Source organism: Pedobacter sp. GR22-6, assembly GCF_037402555.1.
In the GTDB taxonomy this organism is placed as follows: Bacteria; Bacteroidota; Bacteroidia; order Sphingobacteriales; family Sphingobacteriaceae; genus Pedobacter.
Genome location: NZ_JBBEUC010000007.1, coordinates 57,127 through 81,457 on the forward strand (window position 1 = coordinate 57,127; position 24,331 = coordinate 81,457).

At 44.8% G+C, this 24,331-nt stretch carries 25 protein-coding genes; 18 read left to right on the plus strand and 7 right to left on the minus strand.

Annotated elements, in window-relative coordinates; all coding sequences use genetic code 11:
* Positions 1–3: 3 nt before the first annotated feature.
* The 11 genes from WAE59_RS24205 (at position 4) to WAE59_RS24255 (ending at position 12,323) form a co-directional block, all read left to right on the plus strand.
* Positions 4–1,059, plus strand: a complete 1,056-nt coding sequence (locus WAE59_RS24205) for a sugar phosphate isomerase/epimerase family protein (RefSeq protein ID WP_337858587.1) — start codon at positions 4–6, stop codon at positions 1,057–1,059.
* Between the two features lie 25 nt (positions 1,060–1,084).
* Positions 1,085–2,542, plus strand: a complete 1,458-nt coding sequence (locus WAE59_RS24210) for a Gfo/Idh/MocA family protein (protein WP_337858588.1) — start codon at positions 1,085–1,087, stop codon at positions 2,540–2,542.
* Between the two features lie 29 nt (positions 2,543–2,571).
* On the plus strand, positions 2,572–3,276 hold the full coding sequence (locus tag WAE59_RS24215) for a 3-keto-disaccharide hydrolase (protein ID WP_337858589.1): 705 nt from the start codon (positions 2,572–2,574) through the stop codon (positions 3,274–3,276).
* Between the two features lie 33 nt (positions 3,277–3,309).
* Positions 3,310–4,548: a nucleoside permease gene (locus WAE59_RS24220; protein ID WP_337858590.1), complete on the plus strand. Its 1,239-nt coding sequence runs from the start codon at positions 3,310–3,312 to the stop codon at positions 4,546–4,548.
* A 9-nt stretch (positions 4,549–4,557) separates the two neighbouring features.
* Positions 4,558–5,439, plus strand: a complete 882-nt coding sequence (locus WAE59_RS24225; RefSeq protein ID WP_337858591.1) for a hydroxypyruvate isomerase family protein — start codon at positions 4,558–4,560, stop codon at positions 5,437–5,439.
* A 12-nt stretch (positions 5,440–5,451) separates the two neighbouring features.
* Positions 5,452–6,324 (plus strand): sugar phosphate isomerase/epimerase family protein, encoded by an 873-nt coding sequence (locus WAE59_RS24230; RefSeq protein ID WP_337858592.1) that lies wholly within the window; start codon positions 5,452–5,454, stop codon positions 6,322–6,324.
* A 162-nt stretch (positions 6,325–6,486) separates the two neighbouring features.
* Positions 6,487–7,479 carry an aspartate-semialdehyde dehydrogenase gene (locus WAE59_RS24235; protein ID WP_337858593.1) on the plus strand — a complete coding sequence of 331 codons (993 nt, stop codon included), beginning with the start codon at positions 6,487–6,489 and terminating at the stop codon, positions 7,477–7,479.
* A 96-nt stretch (positions 7,480–7,575) separates the two neighbouring features.
* On the plus strand, positions 7,576–8,985 hold the full coding sequence (gene dacB / locus WAE59_RS24240; protein ID WP_337858594.1) for a D-alanyl-D-alanine carboxypeptidase/D-alanyl-D-alanine endopeptidase: 1,410 nt from the start codon (positions 7,576–7,578) through the stop codon (positions 8,983–8,985).
* 21 nt (positions 8,986–9,006) lie between these two features.
* Positions 9,007–10,968, plus strand: a complete 1,962-nt coding sequence (locus tag WAE59_RS24245; protein WP_337858595.1) for a beta-N-acetylhexosaminidase — start codon at positions 9,007–9,009, stop codon at positions 10,966–10,968.
* A 1-nt stretch (position 10,969) separates the two neighbouring features.
* The gene (gene truA / locus WAE59_RS24250) at positions 10,970–11,779 is read left to right on the plus strand and encodes a tRNA pseudouridine(38-40) synthase TruA (protein ID WP_337858596.1); all 810 of its coding nucleotides are present in this window, start codon (positions 10,970–10,972) and stop codon (positions 11,777–11,779) included.
* Between the two features lie 58 nt (positions 11,780–11,837).
* A complete protein-coding gene (locus WAE59_RS24255; protein WP_443147271.1) occupies positions 11,838–12,323 on the plus strand; it encodes a DoxX family protein in 486 nt (161 codons plus the stop codon).
* Between the two features lie 4 nt (positions 12,324–12,327).
* On the opposite strand, the gene WAE59_RS24260 is transcribed toward WAE59_RS24255, so the two are convergent.
* The 4 genes from WAE59_RS24260 to WAE59_RS24275 are packed head-to-tail and all read right to left on the minus strand — an operon-like array spanning position 12,328 to position 15,604.
* Positions 12,328–12,834, minus strand: a complete 507-nt coding sequence (locus WAE59_RS24260; RefSeq protein WP_337858597.1) for a shikimate kinase — start codon at positions 12,832–12,834, stop codon at positions 12,328–12,330.
* A 3-nt stretch (positions 12,835–12,837) separates the two neighbouring features.
* Complete coding sequence (locus tag WAE59_RS24265; RefSeq protein ID WP_337858598.1) at positions 12,838–13,893, minus strand: ABC transporter permease; 1,056 nt, start codon at positions 13,891–13,893, stop codon at positions 12,838–12,840.
* 5 nt (positions 13,894–13,898) lie between these two features.
* Positions 13,899–15,050, minus strand: a complete 1,152-nt coding sequence (locus WAE59_RS24270) for a BT_3928 family protein (protein WP_337858599.1) — start codon at positions 15,048–15,050, stop codon at positions 13,899–13,901.
* Positions 15,051–15,061: 11 nt separating this feature from the next.
* The gene (locus WAE59_RS24275) at positions 15,062–15,604 is read right to left on the minus strand and encodes a DUF1599 domain-containing protein (protein ID WP_337858600.1); all 543 of its coding nucleotides are present in this window, start codon (positions 15,602–15,604) and stop codon (positions 15,062–15,064) included.
* A gap of 48 nt (positions 15,605–15,652) precedes the next feature.
* Here WAE59_RS24275 and folP point away from each other — a divergent pair, with 48 nt between their 5' ends.
* The 4 genes from folP to WAE59_RS24295 all read left to right on the plus strand — a co-directional run bounded on the left by folP (position 15,653) and on the right by WAE59_RS24295 (position 18,933).
* Positions 15,653–16,501, plus strand: a complete 849-nt coding sequence (gene folP, locus WAE59_RS24280; RefSeq protein ID WP_337858601.1) for a dihydropteroate synthase — start codon at positions 15,653–15,655, stop codon at positions 16,499–16,501.
* A complete protein-coding gene (gene cdaA / locus WAE59_RS24285; protein ID WP_337858602.1) occupies positions 16,502–17,293 on the plus strand; it encodes a diadenylate cyclase CdaA in 792 nt (263 codons plus the stop codon).
* Positions 17,294–17,375: 82 nt separating this feature from the next.
* Positions 17,376–18,308 carry a ring-cleaving dioxygenase gene (locus tag WAE59_RS24290; protein WP_337858603.1) on the plus strand — a complete coding sequence of 311 codons (933 nt, stop codon included), beginning with the start codon at positions 17,376–17,378 and terminating at the stop codon, positions 18,306–18,308.
* A gap of 1 nt (position 18,309) precedes the next feature.
* Positions 18,310–18,933: an alpha/beta hydrolase gene (locus tag WAE59_RS24295; protein ID WP_337858604.1), complete on the plus strand. Its 624-nt coding sequence runs from the start codon at positions 18,310–18,312 to the stop codon at positions 18,931–18,933.
* 570 nt (positions 18,934–19,503) lie between these two features.
* Here the strand turns inward: WAE59_RS24295 and WAE59_RS24300 are convergent.
* Entirely contained in the window at positions 19,504–20,169 is a 666-nt protein-coding gene (locus WAE59_RS24300; RefSeq protein ID WP_337858605.1) for a hypothetical protein, read from the minus strand.
* Between the two features lie 14 nt (positions 20,170–20,183).
* On the opposite strand from WAE59_RS24300, the gene WAE59_RS24305 reads away from it, so the two are divergent.
* Complete coding sequence (locus WAE59_RS24305) at positions 20,184–20,345, plus strand: hypothetical protein (RefSeq protein ID WP_337858606.1); 162 nt, start codon at positions 20,184–20,186, stop codon at positions 20,343–20,345.
* A 110-nt stretch (positions 20,346–20,455) separates the two neighbouring features.
* Here WAE59_RS24305 and WAE59_RS24310 read toward each other — a convergent pair whose 3' ends face one another.
* Together WAE59_RS24310 and WAE59_RS24315 are read right to left on the minus strand one after the other, a co-directional pair.
* A complete protein-coding gene (locus tag WAE59_RS24310) occupies positions 20,456–21,166 on the minus strand; it encodes a hypothetical protein (protein WP_337858607.1) in 711 nt (236 codons plus the stop codon).
* A 320-nt stretch (positions 21,167–21,486) separates the two neighbouring features.
* The gene (locus WAE59_RS24315; RefSeq protein ID WP_337858608.1) at positions 21,487–22,155 is read right to left on the minus strand and encodes a DUF3606 domain-containing protein; all 669 of its coding nucleotides are present in this window, start codon (positions 22,153–22,155) and stop codon (positions 21,487–21,489) included.
* Between the two features lie 361 nt (positions 22,156–22,516).
* Between WAE59_RS24315 and WAE59_RS24320 the strand changes: the two genes are divergently transcribed.
* A complete protein-coding gene (locus tag WAE59_RS24320) occupies positions 22,517–23,332 on the plus strand; it encodes an Rpn family recombination-promoting nuclease/putative transposase (protein WP_337858609.1) in 816 nt (271 codons plus the stop codon).
* Positions 23,333–23,695: 363 nt separating this feature from the next.
* The gene (locus tag WAE59_RS24325) at positions 23,696–24,238 is read left to right on the plus strand and encodes a sigma-70 family RNA polymerase sigma factor (RefSeq protein ID WP_337858610.1); all 543 of its coding nucleotides are present in this window, start codon (positions 23,696–23,698) and stop codon (positions 24,236–24,238) included.
* Positions 24,239–24,331: the final 93 nt, after the last annotated feature.

The window sequence follows — 24,331 nt, forward strand, 5'->3', positions numbered from 1 at the left end:
ATCATGACAACAATGAAAGGACCTGGAGTTTTCCTCGCACAGTTTATCGGCGATGAAGCTCCTTTCAACTCTTTGGACAGCATCTGCGAATGGGCTGCGGGACTCGGTTTCAAAGGCATTCAGATGCCTACACTGGACGCAAGGTTTATCGATCTGCAAAAGGCTGCTGAAAGCAAAACTTATGCAGACGAGCTGAAGGGGAAAATTGCATCTTATGGACTGGAAATCACAGAACTATCTACACATTTACAAGGACAACTCGTAGCCGTTAACCCGGCTTACGACCTGGCCTTTGATGCTTTTGCCCCAGATCAATATAAGAACAATCCCAAAGCACGTACAGAATGGGCGGTACAGCAATTAAAATATGCCGCCAAAGCATCCCAAAACCTGGGTTTAAATGCACACGCCACCTTCAGTGGATCCTTGCTCTGGCACATGTTCCACCCCTGGCCTCAGCGCCCGGAAGGACTGGTTGATGCCGGTTTTACGGAACTGGCGAGACGGTGGATGCCAATCCTCAACGAATTTGACAATTGCGGTGTCGACGTATGCTATGAAATTCACCCCGGTGAAGATCTTTTTGACGGCATTACTTATGAGATGTTCCTGGAAAAAGTGAACAATCACCCTCGTGCATGTTTGTTATATGATCCTTCACACTTTGTATTACAGCAACTGGATTACATCCAGTATATCGATTTTTACCACGAACGCATTAAGGCATTCCACGTGAAGGACTCTGAATTCAATTCGACGGGTAGACAAGGCACTTTCGGTGGTTACCAAAGCTGGGCAAACCGTGCTGGCCGCTACCGCTCGCCCGGAGATGGCCAGGTAGACTTCAAAACCATTTTCAGCAAACTTGCCCAATACGATTACCAGGGCTGGGCAGTAATGGAATGGGAATGCTGCATTAAAGATGCACAGGTAGGTGCTGCCGAAGGTGCAGAATTCATCAAAAAGAACATCATCAAGGTTACTGATAAAGCATTCGACGATTTTGCAGCTTCAGGTGGCAATGATGATTTCAACAATAAGATATTAGGTATATCTTAGTACCAAATTAACCTTACCAAGAACCATGGAAGAAGTAAAAAAAGACCAATCAGCTACATCAAGACGTAGTTTCTTAAAAACAACAGCAGTTGCAGCCTCAGCATTCATGATCGTTCCACGTCATGTGCTGGGTGGAAAAGGATTTCTGGCCCCCAGTGACAAGCTGGTAATCGCTGGTATTGGTGTGGGTGGCAAAGGACAATCTGACATCAAATCCTTTTACGATAGTGGAAAAGCAGAGATTGCCTTTCTTTGTGATGTGCACGATTCAAGAGCGGCACAAAGTGTAAAAGCATTCCCAAAAGCAAAGTACTATAAAGACTGGCGCGAAATGTTTGATAAGGAATCGAAGAACTTTGATGCAGTATCGGTTTCTACTCCGGATCATAACCACGCTGTGCAAACCCTCGCTGCAATGCAATTGGGTAAACATGTTTATGTGCAAAAACCTTTAACTCACGACATTTATGAAGCCCGAGCCTTGACCGCTGCGGCTAAGAAATATAAAGTAGTCACTCAAATGGGAAACCAGGGCGCATCCAATGATGGGCCAAGGCAAATGAAGGAATGGTACGATGCAGGCTTGATCGGCGACGTACATACTGTATATGCATGGACTGACCGTCCGGTCTGGCCGCAGGGTATTCCATGGTCTGCTAACAAAGCCCAGGTTCCTGCCGATCTGGACTGGGACCTTTGGTTAGGTACAGCTCCTTATAAAGATTATGTCAGTAAACTTGTTCCCTTCAACTGGAGAGGCTGGTGGGATTATGGGACTGGTGCATTAGGCGATATGGGTTGTCACCTGCTTGAAGCTCCTTTTAGTGTGCTGAACCTAAAATATGCAAGCGAAGTGCAGGCAAGTGTAGGTTCTGTTTACGTAGATGAATTCAAGAGGGGTTATTTCCCGGACAGTTGTCCTCCTTCAAGCCACGTTACCCTGAAATTCCCCAAAACCAATAAGACAAAAGGCGATGTAACTGTTCACTGGATGGACGGTGGTATCCAACCTGAAAGGCCAGAGGAATTACAAGCAAACGAAACCTTTGGTGACGGTGGCAATGGAACCTTATTTATCGGAACAAAGGGCAAAATGATGTCGGAAACCTATAGTGCTAATCCTAAACTGTTGCCATTGAGCCGTAACAAGGACATTAAAGTAGCACAGAAATTCGCAAGGGTATCTGGTGGAGCAAACGGTCATTATAAGCAATGGATAGAAGCTGCAATTGCAGGTTATGGTAAACAGGAAGTAAGTTCACCTTTTGAAATTGCCGGACCACTCACCGAAGCTTTACTGATGGCCAACCTGGCCATTCGTGGTGTGGATGTACAACGTAAAAATGCCGAAGGTAAAATCTCTTATCCGGGCAGAAACATCAAATTACTTTGGGACAATGACCAGATGAAAGTAACCAACCTGGATGACGTCAATCAATTCGTAAAACGTGAATACCGCAAAGGCTGGACACTTGGAATTTAAATACTTAAAAAACAATTAAACACATACAAATGAAACAATACCTTTTCTCAGCCTTATCTGCATTGGCAATTACAGCGATGGTTGGCTGCAGCAGTACAAAAAGCCAAACCGGATCAAAAGGTTTTACCAAAATATTTGATGGTAAAACGACTACAGGATGGCATACATATGGAAAAACTACTGCCGGCGGCAAGTGGAAAATCCAGGACGGTGCACTATGGCTGGATTCGAAAGGTCCACAAGATGGTGGCGGTGACCTGGTAACAGATAAAGAATACAGCAACTTCCATTTGAAATATGACTGGAAAGTTTCTCCGAAAGCTAACAGTGGTCTCATCTATTATGTACATGAAGATAAAGCCAAGTATGGTGCAACTTATAGTACTGGATTAGAGATGCAGGTAATTGACAATGAAGGTCACCCGGACGGACAATATCCTAAACACCGTGCAGGCGATCTTTATGACGTTATTAAAAGTACTTCAGAGCCGGTAAAGGCGGTTGGTGAATGGAATACTGCAGAAATCATCAGCAAAGATGGTAAACTGGAACAATACCTAAACGGAGTAAAAGTAGTTTCTACTACACTGTGGGACGACAACTGGACAGCTTTGATCAACCAAAGTAAATTCAAAGGCTGGAAAGACTGGGGCACATTCAAAAGCGGAAAGATTGCACTTCAGGATCACGGAGATGATGTTTGGTATCGGAACATTATGATTAAAGAACTGTAATTTATACATTTAGGGATTAATCAAAAACCGAATATGAACTCAAACAACCGCATCAAACTATCATTCATGATGTTCCTGGAATTTTTCATCTGGGGATCATGGTTTGTTACCTTAGGTACTTTCCTTGGAAATAACCTGAAGGCGACCGGAGCAGAGACTGGCTCCGTATTTTCTACCCAGTCCTGGGGAGCTATTGTTGCTCCGTTTATCATTGGATTGATTGCCGACAGGTATTTCAATGCAGAGCGCATCCTGGGTGTACTGCACATCATTGGCGCCATTTTGATGTATCAGATGTACAATGCAACAGACATCTCTGTATTTTATCCATATGTATTGGGTTACATGATCCTGTTTATGCCTACGCTCGCATTGGTAAACTCAGTTTCTTTTAACCAAATGAAGGATCCTGAGAAAGAATTCTCTACCATCAGGGTATTCGGAACTCTTGGCTGGATCGCAGCTGGTTTGATCATCAGTTATGTATTCCACTGGGATACGGCAGAGAACACTGCAGCAGGAATGCTTAAAAATACATTTGCAATGGGCGGTATCGCCTCTGCTGTACTAGGCCTGTTCAGCTTCATGCTGCCTAAAACTCCACCAAAGGGAGCTACCGGTGAAAAACTTAAAATCACAGATATCCTGGGATTAGATGCCTTGAAACTGCTAAAAGACAAAAACTTCGCTGTTTTCTTCATTTCTTCTATCCTGATCTGTATTCCATTGGCGTTTTACTATCAGAATGCACACCCCTTCCTACATAGCGTAGGCTTGGATAATCCAACAGGAAAGATGACCATAGGTCAGATTTCAGAGGTGTTGTTCCTATTGCTTTTACCAGTATTCTTTACCCGTTTTGGTTTCAAAAAAACCATCTTGGTTGGCATGCTCGCATGGGGTGTTCGTTATGCATTATTTGCCTATGGAAATGCCAGTGACCTGAGCTTCATGCTCATCATCGGCATCGCCCTGCATGGTATCTGCTATGACTTTTTCTTCGTATCTGGTCAAATCTACACCAATGCCGCGGCTGGTGAAAAGTATAAAAGTGCTGCTCAGGGACTGATTACCCTGGCTACCTACGGTGTGGGTATGCTTATCGGCTTTGAAGTTGCAGGTATGATTACCGACAGCTATAAAACTGCAGATGGCGCATTTGACTGGAAAATGATCTGGATCATTCCTTCTGGTATTGCATTCGTGGTGTTCTTACTTTTTGCTGTATTCTTTACTGACAAAAAGAAGATTGCGGTAGAAGGTGGCCATTAAGCAATAGTTATGAAAACAGAATTAAGTAGAAGATCTGCATTAAAAACAATCGTTGCCGGGACTGCCGCTTTAGGCGTGTCGGCAACCTTGCCTTCTTTTGCTTTAGATCCACAACAATCAAGCATGTTAAAAGGAAATGTAAATCATGCCGTATGCCGTTGGTGTTTTAAAGACATTGATTTGGACACCCTTTGTATTGAGGCAAAGAAAATAGGCATCAAAGCCATTGATCTGGTTGGTCCGGCCGACTGGGCTACCTTAAAAAAACATGGAATCGATTCTTCCATGTGCAATGGTGCAGAAATCAGCCTGACTGAAGGATGGAATGAACCGAAATACCACGAGCGACTCCTCAAAAACTACTCAGAGATGATCCCCAAAGTAGCCGAAGCCGGATACAAGCAATTGATCTGTTTCAGCGGAAACCGGAGGGGAAAAGATGATGAAACCGGACTAAAAAACTGTGTGGACGGCTTAAAGCAGATCTTGCCCCTGGCCGAAAAACATGGTGTGGTTTTGGTCATGGAGCTATTGAACAGCAAACTGAACCATAAGGATTATCAATGTGACCATACCGCCTGGGGTGCAGAACTTTGCAAAAGGCTGGGATCTGAAAACTTCAAGTTGCTGTATGACATCTATCACATGCAGATCGATGAAGGGGATGTCATCACCACCATCAAAACCTATCACCAATACATCTCGCATTACCATACTGCCGGTGTACCGGGCAGAGCGGAAATAGACGATACGCAGGAGCTCAATTACCCGGCAATTGTTAAAGCCATTGTAGCTACAGGATTTAAAGGTTATCTTGCCCAGGAATTTATTCCGAGGTATAAGGACAAACTGAAATCGCTGAGCGATGCAGTGAAAATTTGTGACGTATAACATTCGAATCATATGAACTCAAGAAGAGATTTTTTAAAACAAGCAGGCCTTGCTGCCGCCGGAGCAGCATTACTGCCTTCTTTTGCCTTTAGTCCGGCGAAAGGAAAAGCAGTAGGCATCCAGTTGTATACCCTAAGAAATGAATTGCCTAAAGACGTCAAAGGTGTGATCGCCAAAGTTGCTGGCGCTGGATATAAAGAAGTAGAAACATACGGATATTCAGCTGACGGCGGCTACTGGGGGCTGAATGCAAAAGCATTCAAAGCGCTCCTGGACGAAAATGGGCTGAAAGCACCAAGCGGACACTTTGGTATGGACGGCTTTATCCGTAGTGGAAATGTTGATGAAATCAAACCCTTGATCGAAGGCGCTGCTGCCATCGGCATGAAGTATTTCATTTGCCCTTACCTGGACGGATCCTTAAGAAACAGTGCTGATGATTTCAAAAAAGTAGCGGCAAGACTGAATGTCATCGCCGAACTGGCTAAAAAATCAGGCCTGCAAACTGCTTATCACAACCACGATTTCGAGTTTGTGAAATACGGTGACACCACAGGTTATGACATCTTACTGGCAGAAACCGACAAGAAAAATGTCTTGTTCGAAATGGACCTGTACTGGGTAGTCAGATCCGGCAATAAGCCCCAGGATCTGTTTGCTAAGCATTCTGGCCGTTTCCCATTATGGCACGTTAAAGATATGGATAAGGTAAATAACGGAATCAATACTGAAGTTGGTACCGGAACCATCGATTTCAAGGCAATCTATAAGGAAGCTAAGCTGGCTGGACTAAAGCACCTGATTGTGGAACAAGAGAACTTCGCTAAGGATCCTTTTGTGAGCATTAAGCAAAGCTTCGATTATGTAAATCGCGAACTGATCTAAGATATCATCTTAAAGATAACAGGGGGAGTGGTTTACAAAAAGCCACTCCCCTTTTTTTATGACTGAAATAATCTGCATCTTTGCGGAACTTACTATTCACCATAAAATACACCATATTAAATAATTAAGAACAAATAAGTAAAACAAACAATTAAAGAAAACATGAAAATTGCAGTAGTAGGTGCCACCGGACTGGTAGGTACCGTGATGTTAAAAGTATTAGAAGAGCGTAACTTCCCATTGACCGAATTGATCCCTGTAGCTTCTGAAAAGAGCGTTGGCAAGGAAATCAGCTTCAAGGGTAAGAAGTTTGCTGTTGTAAACATGGAGACTGCCATTTCGATGAGACCGGATATTGCCTTGTTTTCTGCTGGTGGTAGTACCTCTCTGGAATTTGCCCCACGCTTTGCTGAGGCAGGCACCACAGTGATTGACAATTCTTCTGCATGGAGAATGGATCCTTCAAAAAAATTGGTAGTACCGGAGGTTAATGGTCATACCTTGTCAATAGATGATAAGATTATTGCCAACCCGAACTGTTCAACAATTCAAATGGTTGTGGCCTTAAAACCACTTCACGATAAATACAGGATCAAACGCGTTGTCGTTTCTACTTACCAGTCCGTAACCGGAACCGGTGTGAAAGCAGTAGAACAACTGATGAACGAACGCAAGGGCATCACTGATGGTCCTATGGCATATGCCTACCCCATCGACCTGAATGTAATCCCTCAGATTGATGTTTTCACAGAAAACGGCTATACCAAAGAAGAGATGAAAATGATCCTGGAAACCCGTAAGATCATGGGCGACGACAGCATCAGAGTAACAGCGACAACCGTGCGTATCCCTGTCATGGGTGGGCACTCTGAGTCGGTCAATATCGAATTTGAAAGCGAGTACGATGTGGCTGAAGTAAGAGAAATTCTGGAAAGAACTCCAGGTGTCATCGTTGTAGATGATATCGCCAACCTGAAATACCCAATGCCAATGGATGCTCATGAAAAAGATGAAGTATTTGTGGGCCGGATCAGACGTGATGAATCACTACCTAACACACTGAACATGTGGATCGTGGCTGACAACCTGCGTAAGGGCGCAGCAACCAATACCGTTCAGATCGCAGAATATTTGGTCAGCAAAGAACTGATATAGAACTGTCATCAACTAGATTCAAATAGTATCACGGTCGTCATCCCTGAAATAAACCTGGGGTGACGACCGTTTTATTTAAACCCGATTGCCAAACATATGCTAAAAAAAATTCCGCTATTGCTACTCCTTCTTCTAAACGCGGCGATCTCATTTGCACAGACTCCCATACAGAAACTGGAACAATCTTTCCAAACCCTGGTAGCAGATCCCCAGGCCAAATACGCCATTACTTCCATCTGCGTACTGGATGCAAATACAGGAAAAACCCTGTTTGCGAAAAACGAAAACATCGGTGTAGCAACGGCATCGACCTTAAAAACCATTACTTCTGCAACAGCATTTAGCCTGCTGGGTAAAGACTTCCAGTACCAAACCACTTTGGCTTATAGTGGAACCATTACTGCCGATGGTACGCTGAAAGGCAACCTGATCATTGTAGGTGGTGGCGACCCCACCTTAGGGTCATGGAGGTATGCCAATACCAAGGAAGGATTTGTACTGAATCAATGGACGAAAGCCATCCGGGAAGCAGGCATTAAAAAGATTGAGGGTGGAGTAATTGGCGACGACACCGCATGGGCTTCCCAGCTTACACCGGACGGATGGATCTGGCAGGACATTGGCAATTATTACGGTGCAGGTGCTTCTGCGCTCAGCTGGCGGGAAAATCAATTTGACCTGCACCTGCGGGCCAACCGGTCCACAGCTGATGTCACTGTATTGAAAGCCGTTCCGGAGATGCCTTATCTGGCGATCGTCAATGAACTAAAGGCGGGTGCAGAAGGAACGGGCGACCGGGTTTACGCTTATCTTCCACCTCTGGGGAATACGGCCTATCTACGTGGCACCTGGGCACTGGGCATTTCAAAATCAGGGATATCCGCAGCATTGCCCGACCCCGCATTTGATGCCGCATTCCGCTTGCAGGATACCCTAAAAAGAATTGGAATCCCGGCCACACAAGCGGCCGTCAGTGGCAGACAACTGATTGCAGAAAAGAAGACTTTGCCTCCCCTGGCCAAAAAAATCAGCACCATCAGTTCCCCAAGCCTAAGCCAGATCATCTATTGGTTCAATAAAAAAAGTGTAAACTTATATGGTGAGCACCTGCTCAAAACACTCGCCTGGAAGTCGGGTAGAGAAGCCAGCACCAAAAATGGAGCGGCAGTGGTGATCAACTATTGGGCTGCGAAAGGCATTGACCGTAACGCATTGAATATACTGGATGGGAGTGGCCTGTCGCCAGGTACCCGCGTCACCAGCGCAGCCATGGCCAGCATCTTATTCCAGGCTCAAAAAGAACCATGGTTTGCCGACTGCTACGATTCCCTTCCCGAAAATAATGGCATGCGTCTAAAAAGCGGCACCATCAACGACGTTTCTGCTTTTGCAGGATATTATACAGATCCCTCCGGCCGTAAATATGTCATCGTGATCAACATCAATAATTACTCGGGCAGTGGTATCAACAAAAAGTTGTTCCGTGCACTCGACGCATTAAAATAAGAATTGGTAAATTGCAGCTTTATGAAAAGATACTTCCTGCTTCTAAGCCTTGGCCTGCTGGCCCAACCAAGTTTTAGTCAGACCGCTGTTTTTGAAAACAGCATCATCACTAAACCCTTAACGCCTAATCCTGTCCCGGAAATAGCCATCATTCCAGAACCTGTCTCCCTGATGAAAAACGAGGGGCATTTCATCCTTCCGGAAAATATTGTGATTCAGGCCGTCGGTGGTGCCGAACTGAAGCAGGTCATCACTTTTCTTCAGGAAAGATTATCTATTCCTACCGGCAGCTTTGTCTCAGTCGTCAGTACCGCAAACAGTAATGCCAGCATCAAGCTGATCCTGAATGACAAAGTCAATCCCATATTGGGTGCTGAGGGTTATCAGCTCAGTGTTAGCCCTGCTCAGGTCACTATCAAAGCCAATAAACCTGCAGGTTTATTTTACGGCGTGCAAAGTCTCATCCAGCTGTTTCCAAAGGAAATCGAAAGCAAAGAATTGATAGAAACTATCGAATGGACCGCCCCCTGCGTAGACATCACCGATTATCCCCGTGTAGGTTGGAGAGGCCTGATGTTTGATGTGGCTCGGCATTTTTTTACCAAGGCCGAAGTAAAGCAATACATCGATGCTATGGTTCGCTATAAATACAACATCCTGCACCTTCATCTGGCAGATGATGAAGGCTGGAGGATCGAGATCAAAGGCTTGCCGAAGTTGACAGAGGTGGGTGCCTGGAGCGTAAAAAAGGTAGGTGAATTCGGTAATTTTAGTCCCCCATCACCTGAAGAACCACGCACTTATGGTGGTTTTTACACACAGGAAGACATCAAAGAATTGGTACAATATGCGAAAGAAAGATTCGTAAACATCTTGCCGGAAATTGACGTTCCCGGACATAGCCTGGCCTTTATCGCTTCCTACCCGGAACTTTCCTGCACTCCTGCCGCAGCAAACTACCGAGTCCGTTCGGGAGAACGCATCATGGACTGGTCGAGGGGTGCACCTCCAACAGCCTTGGTCGACAATACCTTATGCCCTGCCAATGAACTTGTTTACAGTTACCTGGATACCATTATCACGCAGGTTGCACAGTTGTTTCCATTTGATTACATCCACATGGGCGGTGACGAAGCACCTTTCAATTTCTGGGAAAAGAGCGATGCGATCAAGGCCCTGATGAAAAAGGAAAACCTAAAGAATATGCACCAGGTACAAGGCTATTTCGAAAAGCGTGTACAAAAGATCGTAGAGTCCAAAGGCAAGAAATTCATGGGATGGGATGAAATCCTGGACGGCGACATGTCTCCGAGTGCTGCTGTCATGAGTTGGAGAGGGATGAAATACGGCACAGAAGCTGCTAAGAAAAAACACGAAGTGGTGATGAGCCCTACTACCTATGCCTATCTGGATTACATGCAGGCAGATGTCATCACCGAACCTAAAGTATATGCTTCACTCAGACTGAGCAAATCTTATGAATTTGACCCGATACCCGCCGGTGTAGACCCAAAATACATCAAAGGCGGACAGGCCAACCTCTGGACCGAGCAGGTCTACAACATCCGTCAGGCGGAATATATGACCTGGCCGAGGGGAATGGCGATTGCAGAGTCAGTATGGTCACCGGCAGAAAAGAAAAACTGGAACAACTTCTTTGCCCGCGTAGAACAGCATTTCAAAAGGCTGGATGTCGCAGAAACCAAATATGCGCCTAGTGCATACGATCCAATATTCAGCGTAAGCCGTTCGGCCGACCGCCAGCTCCTGGTAGAGCTCAGCACAGAAGTCGAAGGCCTGGACATTTATTACAGTTTCGACAATTCCTTCCCGGATCGTTTTTATCCGAAGTACACAGAAAAGATCATACCGCCCAAGGATGCAAACACGTTAAAGGTAATCACTTACAGGGGTAAAAATCCAGTTGGGCGCATGATGGTGATGCCCATTGAGGAACTGAATAAAAGAGCGGGAAAGAAATAGCATGAGGTATTTTGTACATATCGGCTATAATGGCCTCCAGTACAACGGCTGGCAGAAACAGCCAGGGGTGATGAACGTGCAGGGTGTCATCGAAAAATTCCTGAGCCAGGCCCTCAAAACAGAAGTCTTTATCAATGGTTGCGGGAGAACGGATGCACATGTCCATGCCAGTCAGTTCTTCTTCCATATGGACATTGAACAGGACTGGGATTTCGACCTGATGTTCAGGCTCAACAAGATCCTTCCCCCGAACATTGCTGTCTTCGACATCCTTCCTATGGAAGGACAGCCACATGCCCGGTTTGATGCCGTATTGCGTTCTTATGATTATTTTCTCCATACCTACAAAGACCCCTTCCTAAACGGTCTGAGTTCCTTTTACCTGCTAGATGGGCTAAACTACGATCGGATGAAAGCCGCAGCAGCCATCTTACCGAAATACAAAGACTTCCGTGCGTTTTGCACCAGTCCGGATAAATATGAGCATACCATTTGCAATGTCATGTCGGCTTCGCTGGCTGTGGACCAGACCGGAGATCGATTGCGCTTCCAGATTTCTTCCAATCGCTTCCTCAGCAAGATGATTCGAATCATCATGGGGCAACTACTGAAGATCGGCAAAGGCCAGCTGAGTGTGGATGAATTTGAAAATTACCTATATACCAATACCACACCAGAACTCATCACGCCCGCACATCCGCAGGGGCTCTACCTCTCAAAGGTAACCTATCCCTACCTGAACCTTCCGCCACGTACTGAATTTTCTTCCATCCTCCAAAAGCAGACTGATATTTCCTGGCAGGAGTTATAAGCTATTTATTGTCAGCATATTGCTATTGATATTCTTCTGGATTTTCATTAGCTTTAATATGACCAATATAAAAATAGGAGGCATCATTATGACTGTCATTCAAAAAATTGAACACTGGGGAGATGTGCACCATGCCAAATGGCTAGATGTAGTCCGGATCGTATTAGGGATTCTCATTTTCAGTAAGGGTATTGCTATCGTCAGCAATACCGAAGTCCTGCAAAACCTGTTGCTGCAAAACAATGTATTTGGCTTTTCCGGCATGATGGCCAGTGTAGCCATACATATTGTAGGCTTTGTACATTTGGTTGGAGGTATTCTGATCGCCATTGGCCTGGTTACCCGTTTTGCTGTGGTGATCCAGATCCCGATCCTGCTTTGTGCCGTATTGTTTGTCAACCTTGCACAAGGCTTCTCGGCACTGAATTCAGAACTCTGGTTATCGATCATCGTCCTCTTTCTGTTGGTATTGTTTTGGGTAGTTGGCTCAGGACCTTATTCTGTAGATCAGGCCATGAAAAAGAAACAGCGCATCTACAGGTAACTACTCAGCCTTCGGCAAGCAGTTGCGCACGTAAGGTATCGGCAGTCAGGCTGATGCCATTGGCTATTATTGTCGCACGCTGATAGAAATCCTCCCGCTCAGCCAGTTTCCCTTCGATAAAGGAGACCATCTGCGCTTCATCCAGATCTTTCAGCAGGGGACGCTTATCCTTACCGTTTTCCAGGCGTTTGGCCAGGGCTAGAGGAGAAAGTGAAATGTAAACCGTTGTGCCATTTTCATTCATCCAGTCCATATTGTCGAAATAGCAGGGCGCACCACCCCCGGTAGCCACCACTACATTAGCTGGATACGCATAGTTCTGCAGGGTTTTCCTTTCCTGCTCCCTGAATGCAGCTTCTCCGTGCTCGGCGAAATAACGTCCTACTGTAGTTCCCACTTCCTTTTCCAGCTGATGGTCCAGGTCTATAAAATCATAAGCCATTTTAGCCGCCAGTTTTTTACCCAGTGTGCTTTTACCGCAACCCATAAATCCGATCAGGAATATCTTCATTGTTTAAGCCAGTTTTACCCTTGGATCTACAAAGGCGTATAATACATCCACTAAAATATTAATAATTACGAATACAAAGGCGATAAAAAGAATAGCACCCATCACTACGGGAAAGTCAGACATCTCTAAAGCTGTTACAGTGGTTCGCCCGAGCCCATTGTAGCCAAAAATGTATTCTACAAAGAAAGAGCCTGCAAGTAGCGAAGCAAACCAGCCGGAGATCGCAGTGATGACCGGGTTTAGGGCATTTCGCAGGGCATGTTTGTAAATGATTGCATTCCTGCTCAGGCCCTTTGCCCTCGCCGTGCGGATGTAATCCTGTGCCAGTACATCCAGCATGGCACTTCTGGTCAGTTGCACGATGATGGCCAAGGGACGGAGCCCAAGGGTAACCATGGGCAACCAGAGGTTTTTCCAGGTCATAACCTCTCCCTCAAAGGGGTCGTAGCTGTAGAGGCTGCCAGACATACTTAGTCCGGTATAATCGCTCAGCACAAAACCGAACAACCAGGCGATGATGATGCCCGCGAAAAAGGATGGCGCAGAGATGCCCAATATGGCAAAAGCATTCGCCGATTTATCAATCCAGGTGTCTTTGTTGACTGCAGAAAGTACGCCCAAAAATACGCCGATTAGTGTAGCGAAAATGATCGCTGTAAAAGCCAGGACAAATGTATTGGGCACTGTTTCTGCCAAAATGGTCGTTACATCCCTTTTCGTTTGATAGGAACGCCTCAAATAAGGCCATTTCAACACCAGAGCATCAGCGCCCAGGGGAATCAGACGTACATAGTAGTATTTTTCAGCCGCCTCCGCGTTGTTTTCATGCAGCGCCAGGGGCGAAAGATCATTCATGTAGAGCAAGAACTGTACAGGCCTCGACCTATCCAGTCCAAACTCCTTGCGAACAGCTTCCAGCGACTGTACATCGGAGCGTTGACCAAGGGTCATCCTTGCCGGATCTCCCGGTAAAATATTAAATAAGAGAAAGACCACCACAACCACCCCCGCCATTACGGCAAATCCATACAGGAGTTTTTTAAGGGCATATTGCAGCATATTTTCTATTTAGCAAAATATTCCTTCGCCAGTTCATCTATGGAAGGTACACTATTGTAATGCCATTTATTGATCACTACTCCATTCTTCAGGAGCAATACACCCGGATTCGCCCTGACCATACTTTTAAGGGGAACGGCATCGGCATAAAAGATCTCCATAAACAGCTTCATGCGTTTGCTGTAAGCATCTGCGTCCTGGGCAGAGTTGGAAGTCAGCAATACCGGCCTGATGTTGAATTGCTCCGTTGCATTCAGCGCCAAAGCATTGATTTTGGCCATGCCATCATCATTCGTTTCTTTAAGGTTATAAGCCACTACCACCAGGTTGTAGTAAGGATTTTCAATCAGTTCCTTGGTATAATCTGTACCGGAGGCATCAGTGATGAGCAGGTCTTTGATCTTTGGTTTATAGCCTTCTTTTACCAGCTTACTTTCCGGCGTGCCTATAATCTCCCAGTTGTCGTCTTTCCAGATCTCGGTTTTCAGGTAATCCTTATCACTCATGACCTTTTTTTCACCAGTCTCTTTGTGCTTCAGGTTGTACATGATCTGGTATTCATCAGGCACGGCCCCTGGAGGGATGGTCATAAGTTCCGGTAGGTTTGCACCCACCTTGTAAGGCAGGAAATCCAGTACAGGCAGGCGGCTGTAGGTATATTGACTAAAAGCCATTGAACCCGCGAGCACAATAAACAATAAAGCATTTTGCCAGCCCTTGTTTTCTGTAACCGGATGTATGCCTTCTTTATATTTAAACAAGTAGACGATCAGTGCCAGCAGGACCAGATCTTTGGAGAAGGACTGCCAGGGCGTCAAAGGAATGGCATCACCAAAACAGCCGCATGAGGTCACCACCTTGAAAGCAGCCGATACGAAAGTCAGGAATGTAAAGAAGATGATGACCAGCAACAGACCGGCAGTCACTTGTTTGCGCCAAAAACCAAAAAGCAATAAGGCGCCAAACACAATCTCCAGCACGCAGAGCAGGATCGCAATACCCGTAGCCCAGCCACTCAGAAAATCCATATGGAATACTTCGAAGTACTCCTGCAGTTTATAGCCAAATCCCAGCGGATCATTGGCCTTGATCAGTCCTGAAAAAATAAACAGGACCCCAACAAATATTCTTGAAAAGTTAAGTAAGCTTTTTTTCATGTTCCTCGTTTCTATTTCAGTCCTAGTTTAATCAGTGCAAAAACCGAATAGTTCAGCATGTCCTGGTAATTGGCATCTATGCCTTCCGAAGCCAGCGTCTGTCCCTCGTTGTCTTCGATCTGTTTCACCCTTAAAATCTTCATCAGGATCAGGTCGGTCAGGGAGCTAATGCGCATGTCTCTCCAGGCCTCACCATAGTCGTGGTTTTTAGCAAACATCAGTTCTTTGGTGGCTGTCGCTTTTTCCTCAAACAAGGCCTGTACGCGGGCAGGATCCAGTTCATTGGGTTCGTCGGGCCCCATTTCCAGCTGGATCATACCGATGATGCAGTAATTGATGATGCCGATGTATTCTGAAGTCACATCCTCCCCTACTTTAGAGACTTTTTTCTCCTCCAGTGTACGAATCCGCTGTGCCTTGATGAAGATCTGATCGGTAATCGAAGCTGGTCTCAGGATGCGCCAGGCCGTGCCGTAGTCATTGGTTTTCTTTAAAAAAAGCGATTTGCAAACCGCTATAACTGAATCGTATTCCTGTGAAGTATTTGTTGCCAAAAGAATATTAATTTATATAGAACATTTATCTAAGTTTGTACTCAAACAATGGCTAAAGATACATTTTTAAACGGAAAGACTACAGTAAACCTGAAAGGCAAGCTCCTTGATCTGGCAGTTCCCGCGGTGATGGCAATCCTCAATATCACTCCTGATTCCTTCTATGCCGGAAGCCGGAGCAACACTGTAGATGATGCTTTACGCAGGGCAGAAGGCTTTTTAAACGATGGGGCAAAGTTTATAGACATCGGCGCGTATTCTTCCCGTCCGGGAGCAGCAGAACTGAGCCCTGATGAGGAGCTGCAAAGACTGCTTCTAGTCATCGAAGCCATCACAAAAAAGTTACCGGAAGCCATCCTTTCCATCGACACTTTCCGGGCCCGCGTTGCAAAAGAAGCTATCCTTGCAGGAGCACATATGATCAACGACATCTCTGCAGGCAGTATGGACGAAGCCATGTTCGAAACCGTGGCAGAACTCCAGGTTCCTTATGTCATCATGCACATGAAAGGAACACCCCAGACCATGCAGCAACATACGCAATACCAGGACATCGGCATGGAAGTGGTCAGTTATTTTGCTGCAAAAGTAACTGCATTGAAAAAACTGGGCGTCAAAGACATCATCATAGATCCCGGATTTGGCTTTGCCAAAACCCTGGAACAGAACTACGAACTATTCCGTCAAATGGACAATCTGCAGGTGATTGGCTTGCCCATGCTGGTCGGCATTTCCAGAAAATCGATGATCTATAAACTCCTGGACACCACGCCTGAAGCCGCACTAAACGGAACGACTGTGCTGAACACACTGGCCTTGCAAAAAGGTGCTGCTATATTGAGGGTGCATGATGTAAGGGAAGCGGTAGAATGTATAAAAATCCTTACCTTGGCATAGATGAATGGCTTTGATTTTGATTTCCTGAAAATAACCGTAACTGATGTGGTCGACATTATATTTGTGGCGCTCCTCATCTATTACATCTACAACCTGATCAAGAATACCCTTGCGGTCAACCTGCTCCTGGGGATGCTCATCATCATGATCATCTGGTTTGTGGTGAAACAGCTTCATATGGAACTGCTCACTACCATCATCGAGAAGTTCATGAGTGTCGGGATCATTGCCCTGATTGTTATTTTCCAACCGGAGATCCGGCGTTTCCTGCTGCTCATTGGCAAAAATACGTTCTTACAGCAGAATAAAGCCTGGTGGGGCTACCTCTTCGGCAGTAAGAATATCGAACGTGACAATCTTGTTCGCATCAAACCCATCATAGATGCCTGCAAGAGCATGAAGAAATCCCGCACAGGCGCATTAATGGTATTCGTCAAATTTTACGATGACCAGTTGTTTGCCAACAGCTGCGAGGTCATCGACTCCAAAATCTCCAAGCGACTGCTCGAAAGTATATTTCAGAAAAACAGTCCGCTACACGACGGTGCCGTAGTCATCGCAGAGAACAAGATCAAGAGTGCGAGCTGTATCCTTCCCCTGACAGACAACGACAAACTGCCTCCGCAGTTCGGCCTGCGTCACCGTGCCGGCATCGGTGTATCGGAAACTACAGATGCCGTAGCGGTCATTATTTCAGAAGAAACCGGCGAAATTGCCTATGCCAAGCAGGGCCGTGTACGCATGAATGTCTCTTTTGGCGAATTGGAAAAGCTGCTGAACAAAGATTTTTAGCCCCCCTTTCATTTCTTATTCTATGGTAAGATTTATGAATGTACAGCCCTGTACATTTGTATTGTCATTAAACAAATAAGTCATGGAAACACAAATTTTAGGAATACACCACATCACTGCAATCGCAGGTAATGCCAAAAGAAACTACGATTTCTATACAAGGATTTTGGGATTAAGGTTGGTTAAAAAAACGGTCAATTTCGACGATCCGAATACCTATCACTTTTATTATGGCGACGAGCAGGGAAACCCTGGCACCATCTTGACATTTTTCCCATGGGAAGGCATACAAACAGGCAGAAGAGGATCCAGACAAGCCACTGAAATCGGCTATAGTGTACCAGCAGGCAGTTTGGCCTTTTGGCAGGAGCGTTTAGAGAAAAACAACGTGATCTACAATAAAACCGCAGAGAAATTCGGACAGAAATACCTGACCTTCCTGGATCCTGATGGTTTGAAATTTGAGCTCACAGAAGTAGAAACAGATACCAGGAAACAATGGACTACCTCAGAGATCAGCGAAGCAAATGCCGTATATGGTTTTCACCACATCACCATTACCACCAATAAAAAAGAGCTGACAGAAAAAGTGCTTACCGAATTGTTGGGCTACGAGCTGAAAGCTACTGAGGTAAACCGCTACAGGTACCAGACCGATACGGTGGCTTATGCTGCAATTGTAGATTTAGTAGAGGCACCAGGTGAAGCAGTAGGTCATGTAGCCGGAGGTTCTGTACACCATGTCGCCTTCAGGGTAAAAGATGAAGAAACCCTGTTGCAGTATAGGGACAGGGCGCTGGCCATGGGCTTACACATCACTGAAAAAATCGACAGAAACTACTTCTACTCCTTATATTTCAGGGAACCAGGAGGCGTATTGTTTGAGATCGCGACCGACAATCCCGGATTTACCGTAGACGAAGCTCTGGAGGAATTGGGTACCAATTTGAAATTGCCACAGCAGTATGAAAGCTCAAGGGCAAAAATTGAGGCTGTTTTACCTAAACTGATCTAAGATGTACACACACGATAAACAAATCATCACTGCCGGGGTGCCGGCAGCTGATGCTAAAAAAGCAGTGATTTTCTTACACGGCCGCGGTGCTTCTGCGGAAGACATACTAGGGTTGGCCAAACACCTGAACCTGGAAGATGCCGCTTTATTCGCCCCACAGGCGACCAACCATAGCTGGTATCCCTATAGCTTCATGGCTCCGGTAGCAGAAAACCAGCCCTCGCTGGACTCGGCCTTGAGTGTACTGAAATCGCTTGTCGAGGACATCACCCTTGCTGGCATCCCGGCTGAGCAGATCTATTTTGTAGGCTTCTCTCAGGGCGCCTGTCTCACGCTGGAATATGTCAGCAGAAATGCACAGCAATATGGGGGTGTAGTTGCCTTCACAGGCGGATTGATCGGCAAAGAGATCAACCTGAACAATTACAAGGGCGATTTCAAACAGACACCGGTACTGATCACCACTGGCGATCCTGATCCGCATGTCCCCGTCCGCCGTGTAGAAATGAGCGAAGGCATTTTGAAAAAAATGAATGCCAATGTAAGCAGTAAGGTCTTTACTGGCAGACCACATACCATTAGCCCAAGAGAGATTGAGCTGGCCAAAACCCTGGTATTTAAATAGGCTACACGTCATTGCGAGGCAGGGAACAATCCCAAATACTGCGTAGTACTGATTTCATCACCGGTACTGCGCACATAAAACAGATACAGATGTAAAGTGTAGGTTTCGGTAATACTGATCGCCCCTTTTCGGGTCAAACTGCCCAGTACCTTTTTGCAATTCAAATTGACCTATCCCAAATTCATAAGTCCAAGTAATTCACTTTATAAATTTCTAGCCAGTCACTAAGCCATGCTGGTCGGACGTTATGATGCTCAATTCCGACCTGTTGCTCGGCTTGCCGATACTGCTTGGTCGCTGGAATTGGTTTGTTTAGGAATGCACGCCAGGACTTTCCAAATCAGGCGAACGCTGGTAAATCATATAGACATACTGCTAGCTTACTAAAGTCCTTAAAATAAGCGGAAATTAAACCAAACGAACACTTTGATTGAATCCAGGTGGCTAATTTAAAACGAATTAAGCGAACAGTTTACTTCGTCGAATACTGGACACTATTGGCGAAACCCCCAATAAGAAGACAAATGGTTAGATCAAGACAAGGAATCATGGACATTAATTGACTTATTCTTATAAACCTCCACTAACTTTCTGGATTTTATCGGATTCCAAATTCTTGTAATACTGAATTCGAGCCTTAATCATCAAGGGAAGCAACTTACTAAGATTTGTCTGAATATTCGCTTTATAGATCCCTAGAGCTTTCTTGTACTCGGGTGTGGAGTAGGCATCTGGAAAAAATTTCGGAGAGTCCAAATCATATTCATAATCGAATTGCTTTTTTACTAACGTATCTCGATCCAAGATTTCGAACGTAAAGATATCCATATGTGAACCTTTGGCCAATGCTGGAAGCACATTTTCTTTAATAATTAAAGCAGAATTTTTCGTATACAAATTAAAAAGCTCAGTAGCATCAATCTCTTTCGGATTATAGGTATAACATTCATCAAAGGCTTGAACGTACGTTTTCCTATCAGTAAACCAAACTAAAAATTTAGTGATATTGCTAGAGCATCCACCCAAAATAATCACATGAGATGCACCGTCATTATGGATTCTAAAGGTAAAAAGATCACGAATGCCATTACTTTTCAATTTATTAATCTTTTCAGAAAGAGTCTCTGCGTTGTTCAAATGAATACCTGCAAAGGTAACTTTTCTGAAATCATAAAACGCTGACTTGACAACACCTACAAATAGTAATAAAGTCACTATGATAAAAGTCCTTTTCATAACTTTTTATTTTCATGAATATACGAACTGAAATTTCAAATCCCAAAACGCATAGCCTGAAGGATGTGAAGCTAAGTACCAATGACCAAATGCGCCAGGGTTATTTCCTTATCGAACAGGAAGAACGGCTTATAGTCTTCAAAAGGCCAGTCAATAGCAAGTGGGTCATTCGATAGCTCTCTTAGTGCTACTTGAATATCCATTGTAAAATATCAATAAGATAAACGGTTATTATTCGTTTATCTTTTGTCAAAACTACATAAACTATTTCAACAGAAATGATTACCTATTTTTTCTGGAATTCTTCATATGAGCTTCTAATGTAATTTGCAAGCTCATATGAAGACCACTTCTTAAGCTGATCCAGTTTTGGGGTATACATCAGTTTGTACGGTTCCAGCTGGTTACTATCTATCGGCACAGCATTACGAATGATCAGGTCGTTAAAGTATTTGCCTATTTCTTCCGCTTCAGCGGCTTGTTTAGCGAGCTGGTTCAAACGTTTGACACGGCGCGCATCCTTGCCAAAAAGTTCATAAAAAAAAGTGACGGGACTGCCCCCGAAAGGCGACAGCAGCTTAAGTGGTGGCTTTCCTCCATAAAATACACCTTTTTCCTTGCTATATGCTGTGCTGATATCCCGGAATTGCTGTGAAGCAAGCTGACCGCTGATCTTCACCTCTTTCAGACGATTGGAGGGTTTAAGAGGTATGGTCAAGTCAGCATGGTTTTGAATTGCAACTTTCAGGTCCTGATAACCAATTCGTTCAATCATTAAGGTATCCCCTATTTTACAGATGATTTCAAATAAGCCCAGTTTGTCTGACGATACCCGCTGGCCGCTTCGCTGGTTACTGACTGTTACCTCTTCTATTCTGGCTTTTGTACCATACTGCACAATAACGCCACGGATAATTTTGGCACTTTGACCAAGGCAACAACCCATGGAGCCAACGATGAGTACGAGGGTAAGTCTGAGTGAGAGGTAAAAGTCCATTAACTGCAAGTTAGCAACGAAGTGACTTTAAACCAGCTATTTAACTTATTTTAACAATTCCGGAATTCAAAATAACTGACCCGGTTCTGTCGGTGGCAAAGTTTTCCTGGGCTCTTCATCCGTATTGAGCGGTAGGGTTAGGTTTATCCCCTTGTTAGGGTTCTTCTTGGTTGAGACCTTATTCACTTTCTTACTCACCCTATACCGGTGCATCTTTTCCTTCGGGAAAGGCACGCAAAGTGCAAGCAGTTAATCAACCGAATGCTTTTTATCCAGCCATACATATTCATCAGATTTATGCAGGATCACCGGCATCCTACCTATTTCTGCAAATATGCAGTCAGTGCATCCACATCCGGGCCGACCATTTCTATGGCGGCTTTAAGCTCCCCTTCACTGATCGCAAATTGGGCAGTCCAGAATGACAGGTCATCCGGATCATTGACATCTACATTGATTGTTACTTCACCCGATTCTTCTTCAAAACTATCGCGCAGGGTTAGAACAATCAGTTCCACATATGGTTCAAAACCTGGGATGTTGGTTTTCCAGTTGATTTTTGGATCAAAAAAGCGGCTTCCTTCATCGTTGTACAAATCCCCGATCAGGTTAAAGTCTTCATCATAAACGGAAAACTGATCTGCATGAACCAGATTGATGATCCGCAACTGCCTGTCTACACCATCTATCTGGATCTCCAGCCGGATGCAATGATCAGGATCGTTGTAGACCAGTTTATCCAGGGTCTCCCCTTCCCGCTGGATGTGGAAATAATAGGTTTCCGCAACATCCCCATGCCGTAGGATGAGGTCTTTCAGGTAAGCGTCCATGGACTTCACCAGATTCGCGGCATTATCAGGATAATCGATCTTGATCCGGTAGTCAAACCTGTCCTCCAGCCCCTCTACCTCGCTGATCTCCGGGAATTCTGTTTTCAGTAACCTGGCCAAAGCTGCTGGCGTCAGAATGATGTTTTCGCTATTTTCCATATTGATGCATATTATCAACTAAACAGCACCAATCGGGTTCTTGTTTCCTTCTTCGTAATGAGCTTGTGGGTAAATTCATCGAGCAAATGAAACAGGTAATCCGCCACAGCCTGGGCAAAGACTGGGGCGTCTAGTCCTTTTTGATGCTTAGGTAAAATATAGAGAAATCCATTTACATCCTGAGACATGGTGGCGACAGGGTCGCGACACCGGTATGTTGCCGGTTGGATAAATTGTTGGAGATGATTAACCGTTTTGGTATCAATTTAAACTTAGTCATAGAATCAACGGTTAAATCCATCTCACATTTAGCCAGTCTCTCAAAATCTGGCTCTATTCGTCCTAACCAATTCAATTGTTTATGGATAAAAACCGTTACGTCGATCTGCTGGTCGACTTCTCTTTCAAGAAAATCTTTGGTACTGACACCAATAAAGCAGTCCTCATCGATCTGCTCAACACCATATTCGAGGACAGAAAGGTCATCGTAGACCTCATCTACAACAAAAACGAACATCATGGCGACAACCAGGAAGAAGGCACAGCCATCTTCGATCTGCTCTGCACAGGCGACAAGGGCGAAAAATTTCTGATCGAGATACAGCACAGCAAACCCAGTAATTTCAAGAAGCGCAGCATCTTTTACACGTCCAGGCTCATCAGCGAACAGGCACCAAAAGGAAAAGTGAAGGAATGGGCATACAACATCTCCGAAGTGTACTTCGTAGCCATCATGGATCAGAAGGAAAACAATAACACCGCAGATAAACTGATCTCCGATGGCCGTCACCTGCACGATATTTGCTTATGTTACAGGTCAACAGGTGAAATATTTTACGAACATCTGGGCTATACCTACATAGATTTAACTAATTTTGCATTGACGTTGGAGCAGTGCAGCAGCAAGTTAGACAAATGGTTCTACCATTTGAAAAATCTGCAGAATATGGCCAGCCTTCCAAACGGACTGGAAAAAACCATCTTCGAACTACTCTACAACATAGCAGAGTACACAAAACTAAGTAAGGAGGAACAAGACATGTACGACGAAGCATTGAAAAGAAAATGGGACAACGCAGCAGTGATGACTGAAGCCAGGGAAAGTGGCGAGGCAAGAGGCGAACGCAATAAAGCCTTGGAAATTGCACGCGAAATGAAAGCCGATGGTCAACACTAGAGCTTATTCTAAAATTCACTAAACTATCAGCCGAAGAAATAGAAAAGCTTTAATCACAATATCTCAGCTTTCTGAGCGTATAATATATTGAGAGCGTTAATTTAGATGGCGGTCAATGGTCGGAAGGACTATTGACCGCTTTTTTATGATCCCGCTTAAATATTCTTAACTGTGCAATAGACAGTAGAGAAACTGAACTATATACAAGACTTTTAATTGAATATAAAAATCCGGCCAGAATTTTAACTTTTGATTAAATCACAGTCTGCTGTCAGCAAACGGTGTTTTCGGTTCCTCCAACGAGCAGCGAAACGCATTGGTATACACCTTGTAATGTTTTTGGCACCTAGCCCCTACATCGCCATGAAAAACATCACATTTGACAACCAGCTCTGCAGCCTGCGCCCAAAATTGAAGAGCTTCGCCTATCAGTTCACACAAGATCTGAATGACGCAGAAGATTTAGTACAAGAGACTTTTATGAAAGCCATTAAGTATGCCAACCTTTATCAGGAAGGAACCAATCTTCAGGCATGGGTATTTACCATCATGCGGAACACCTTTATCAATAGCTACAGGCAATTGACAAAGAGAAGAACGGTTGTAACGGTGACGGATGACCTGAGTTCTTTTCAACTCCGTGAAAGTGCCTCAAGAAATCAGGGAGAAGGAAAATTTGTACAGTCCGACATTAACCTGGCCATGTCTACTTTACCTCAGGAAAACTATGTCACCTTTATGAGGTACTTCGAGGGGTTCAAATACCACGAGATTGCCGAGGAAATGCAAATTCCGATCGGAACCGTAAAAACCAGGATTCACGTGGCGCGTAAACTATTGAAAGCAAAACTAAAGATGTATAGTGATCAGTTCGCTCCGCAAAATGCATCTTATGCACAGGCCTGAGTTCTTTGCAGTAGAGGACATATACTGAGCCGGGGCCGGCAGAAATTCTACCTGCCTTTTCTTATAAATTGTTTTCTGCAAAAGCCATATGGT

Excerpts from the sequence above, each read along its gene's own strand:
- WAE59_RS24205 (WP_337858587.1), top strand. The coding sequence starts at position 4 with ATGACAACAATGAAAGGACCTGGAGTTTTCCTCGCACAGTTTATCGGC.
- WAE59_RS24210 (WP_337858588.1), top strand. The coding sequence starts at position 1,085 with ATGGAAGAAGTAAAAAAAGACCAATCAGCTACATCAAGACGTAGTTTC.
- WAE59_RS24215 (WP_337858589.1), top strand. The coding sequence starts at position 2,572 with ATGAAACAATACCTTTTCTCAGCCTTATCTGCATTGGCAATTACAGCG.
- WAE59_RS24220 (WP_337858590.1), top strand. The coding sequence starts at position 3,310 with ATGAACTCAAACAACCGCATCAAACTATCATTCATGATGTTCCTGGAA.
- WAE59_RS24225 (WP_337858591.1), top strand. The coding sequence starts at position 4,558 with ATGAAAACAGAATTAAGTAGAAGATCTGCATTAAAAACAATCGTTGCC.
- WAE59_RS24230 (WP_337858592.1), top strand. The coding sequence starts at position 5,452 with ATGAACTCAAGAAGAGATTTTTTAAAACAAGCAGGCCTTGCTGCCGCC.
- WAE59_RS24235 (WP_337858593.1), top strand. The coding sequence starts at position 6,487 with ATGAAAATTGCAGTAGTAGGTGCCACCGGACTGGTAGGTACCGTGATG.
- dacB (WP_337858594.1), top strand. The coding sequence starts at position 7,576 with ATGCTAAAAAAAATTCCGCTATTGCTACTCCTTCTTCTAAACGCGGCG.
- WAE59_RS24245 (WP_337858595.1), top strand. The coding sequence starts at position 9,007 with ATGAAAAGATACTTCCTGCTTCTAAGCCTTGGCCTGCTGGCCCAACCA.
- truA (WP_337858596.1), top strand. The coding sequence starts at position 10,970 with ATGAGGTATTTTGTACATATCGGCTATAATGGCCTCCAGTACAACGGC.
- WAE59_RS24255 (WP_443147271.1), top strand. The coding sequence starts at position 11,838 with ATGACCAATATAAAAATAGGAGGCATCATTATGACTGTCATTCAAAAA.
- WAE59_RS24260 (WP_337858597.1), bottom strand. The coding sequence starts at position 12,834 with ATGAAGATATTCCTGATCGGATTTATGGGTTGCGGTAAAAGCACACTG.
- WAE59_RS24265 (WP_337858598.1), bottom strand. The coding sequence starts at position 13,893 with ATGCTGCAATATGCCCTTAAAAAACTCCTGTATGGATTTGCCGTAATG.
- WAE59_RS24270 (WP_337858599.1), bottom strand. The coding sequence starts at position 15,050 with ATGAAAAAAAGCTTACTTAACTTTTCAAGAATATTTGTTGGGGTCCTG.
- folP (WP_337858601.1), top strand. The coding sequence starts at position 15,653 with ATGGCTAAAGATACATTTTTAAACGGAAAGACTACAGTAAACCTGAAA.
- cdaA (WP_337858602.1), top strand. The coding sequence starts at position 16,502 with ATGAATGGCTTTGATTTTGATTTCCTGAAAATAACCGTAACTGATGTG.
- WAE59_RS24290 (WP_337858603.1), top strand. The coding sequence starts at position 17,376 with ATGGAAACACAAATTTTAGGAATACACCACATCACTGCAATCGCAGGT.
- WAE59_RS24295 (WP_337858604.1), top strand. The coding sequence starts at position 18,310 with ATGTACACACACGATAAACAAATCATCACTGCCGGGGTGCCGGCAGCT.
- WAE59_RS24300 (WP_337858605.1), bottom strand. The coding sequence starts at position 20,169 with ATGAAAAGGACTTTTATCATAGTGACTTTATTACTATTTGTAGGTGTT.
- WAE59_RS24305 (WP_337858606.1), top strand. The coding sequence starts at position 20,184 with ATGAATATACGAACTGAAATTTCAAATCCCAAAACGCATAGCCTGAAG.
- WAE59_RS24310 (WP_337858607.1), bottom strand. The coding sequence starts at position 21,166 with ATGGACTTTTACCTCTCACTCAGACTTACCCTCGTACTCATCGTTGGC.
- WAE59_RS24315 (WP_337858608.1), bottom strand. The coding sequence starts at position 22,155 with ATGGAAAATAGCGAAAACATCATTCTGACGCCAGCAGCTTTGGCCAGG.
- WAE59_RS24320 (WP_337858609.1), top strand. The coding sequence starts at position 22,517 with ATGGATAAAAACCGTTACGTCGATCTGCTGGTCGACTTCTCTTTCAAG.
- WAE59_RS24325 (WP_337858610.1), top strand. The coding sequence starts at position 23,696 with ATGAAAAACATCACATTTGACAACCAGCTCTGCAGCCTGCGCCCAAAA.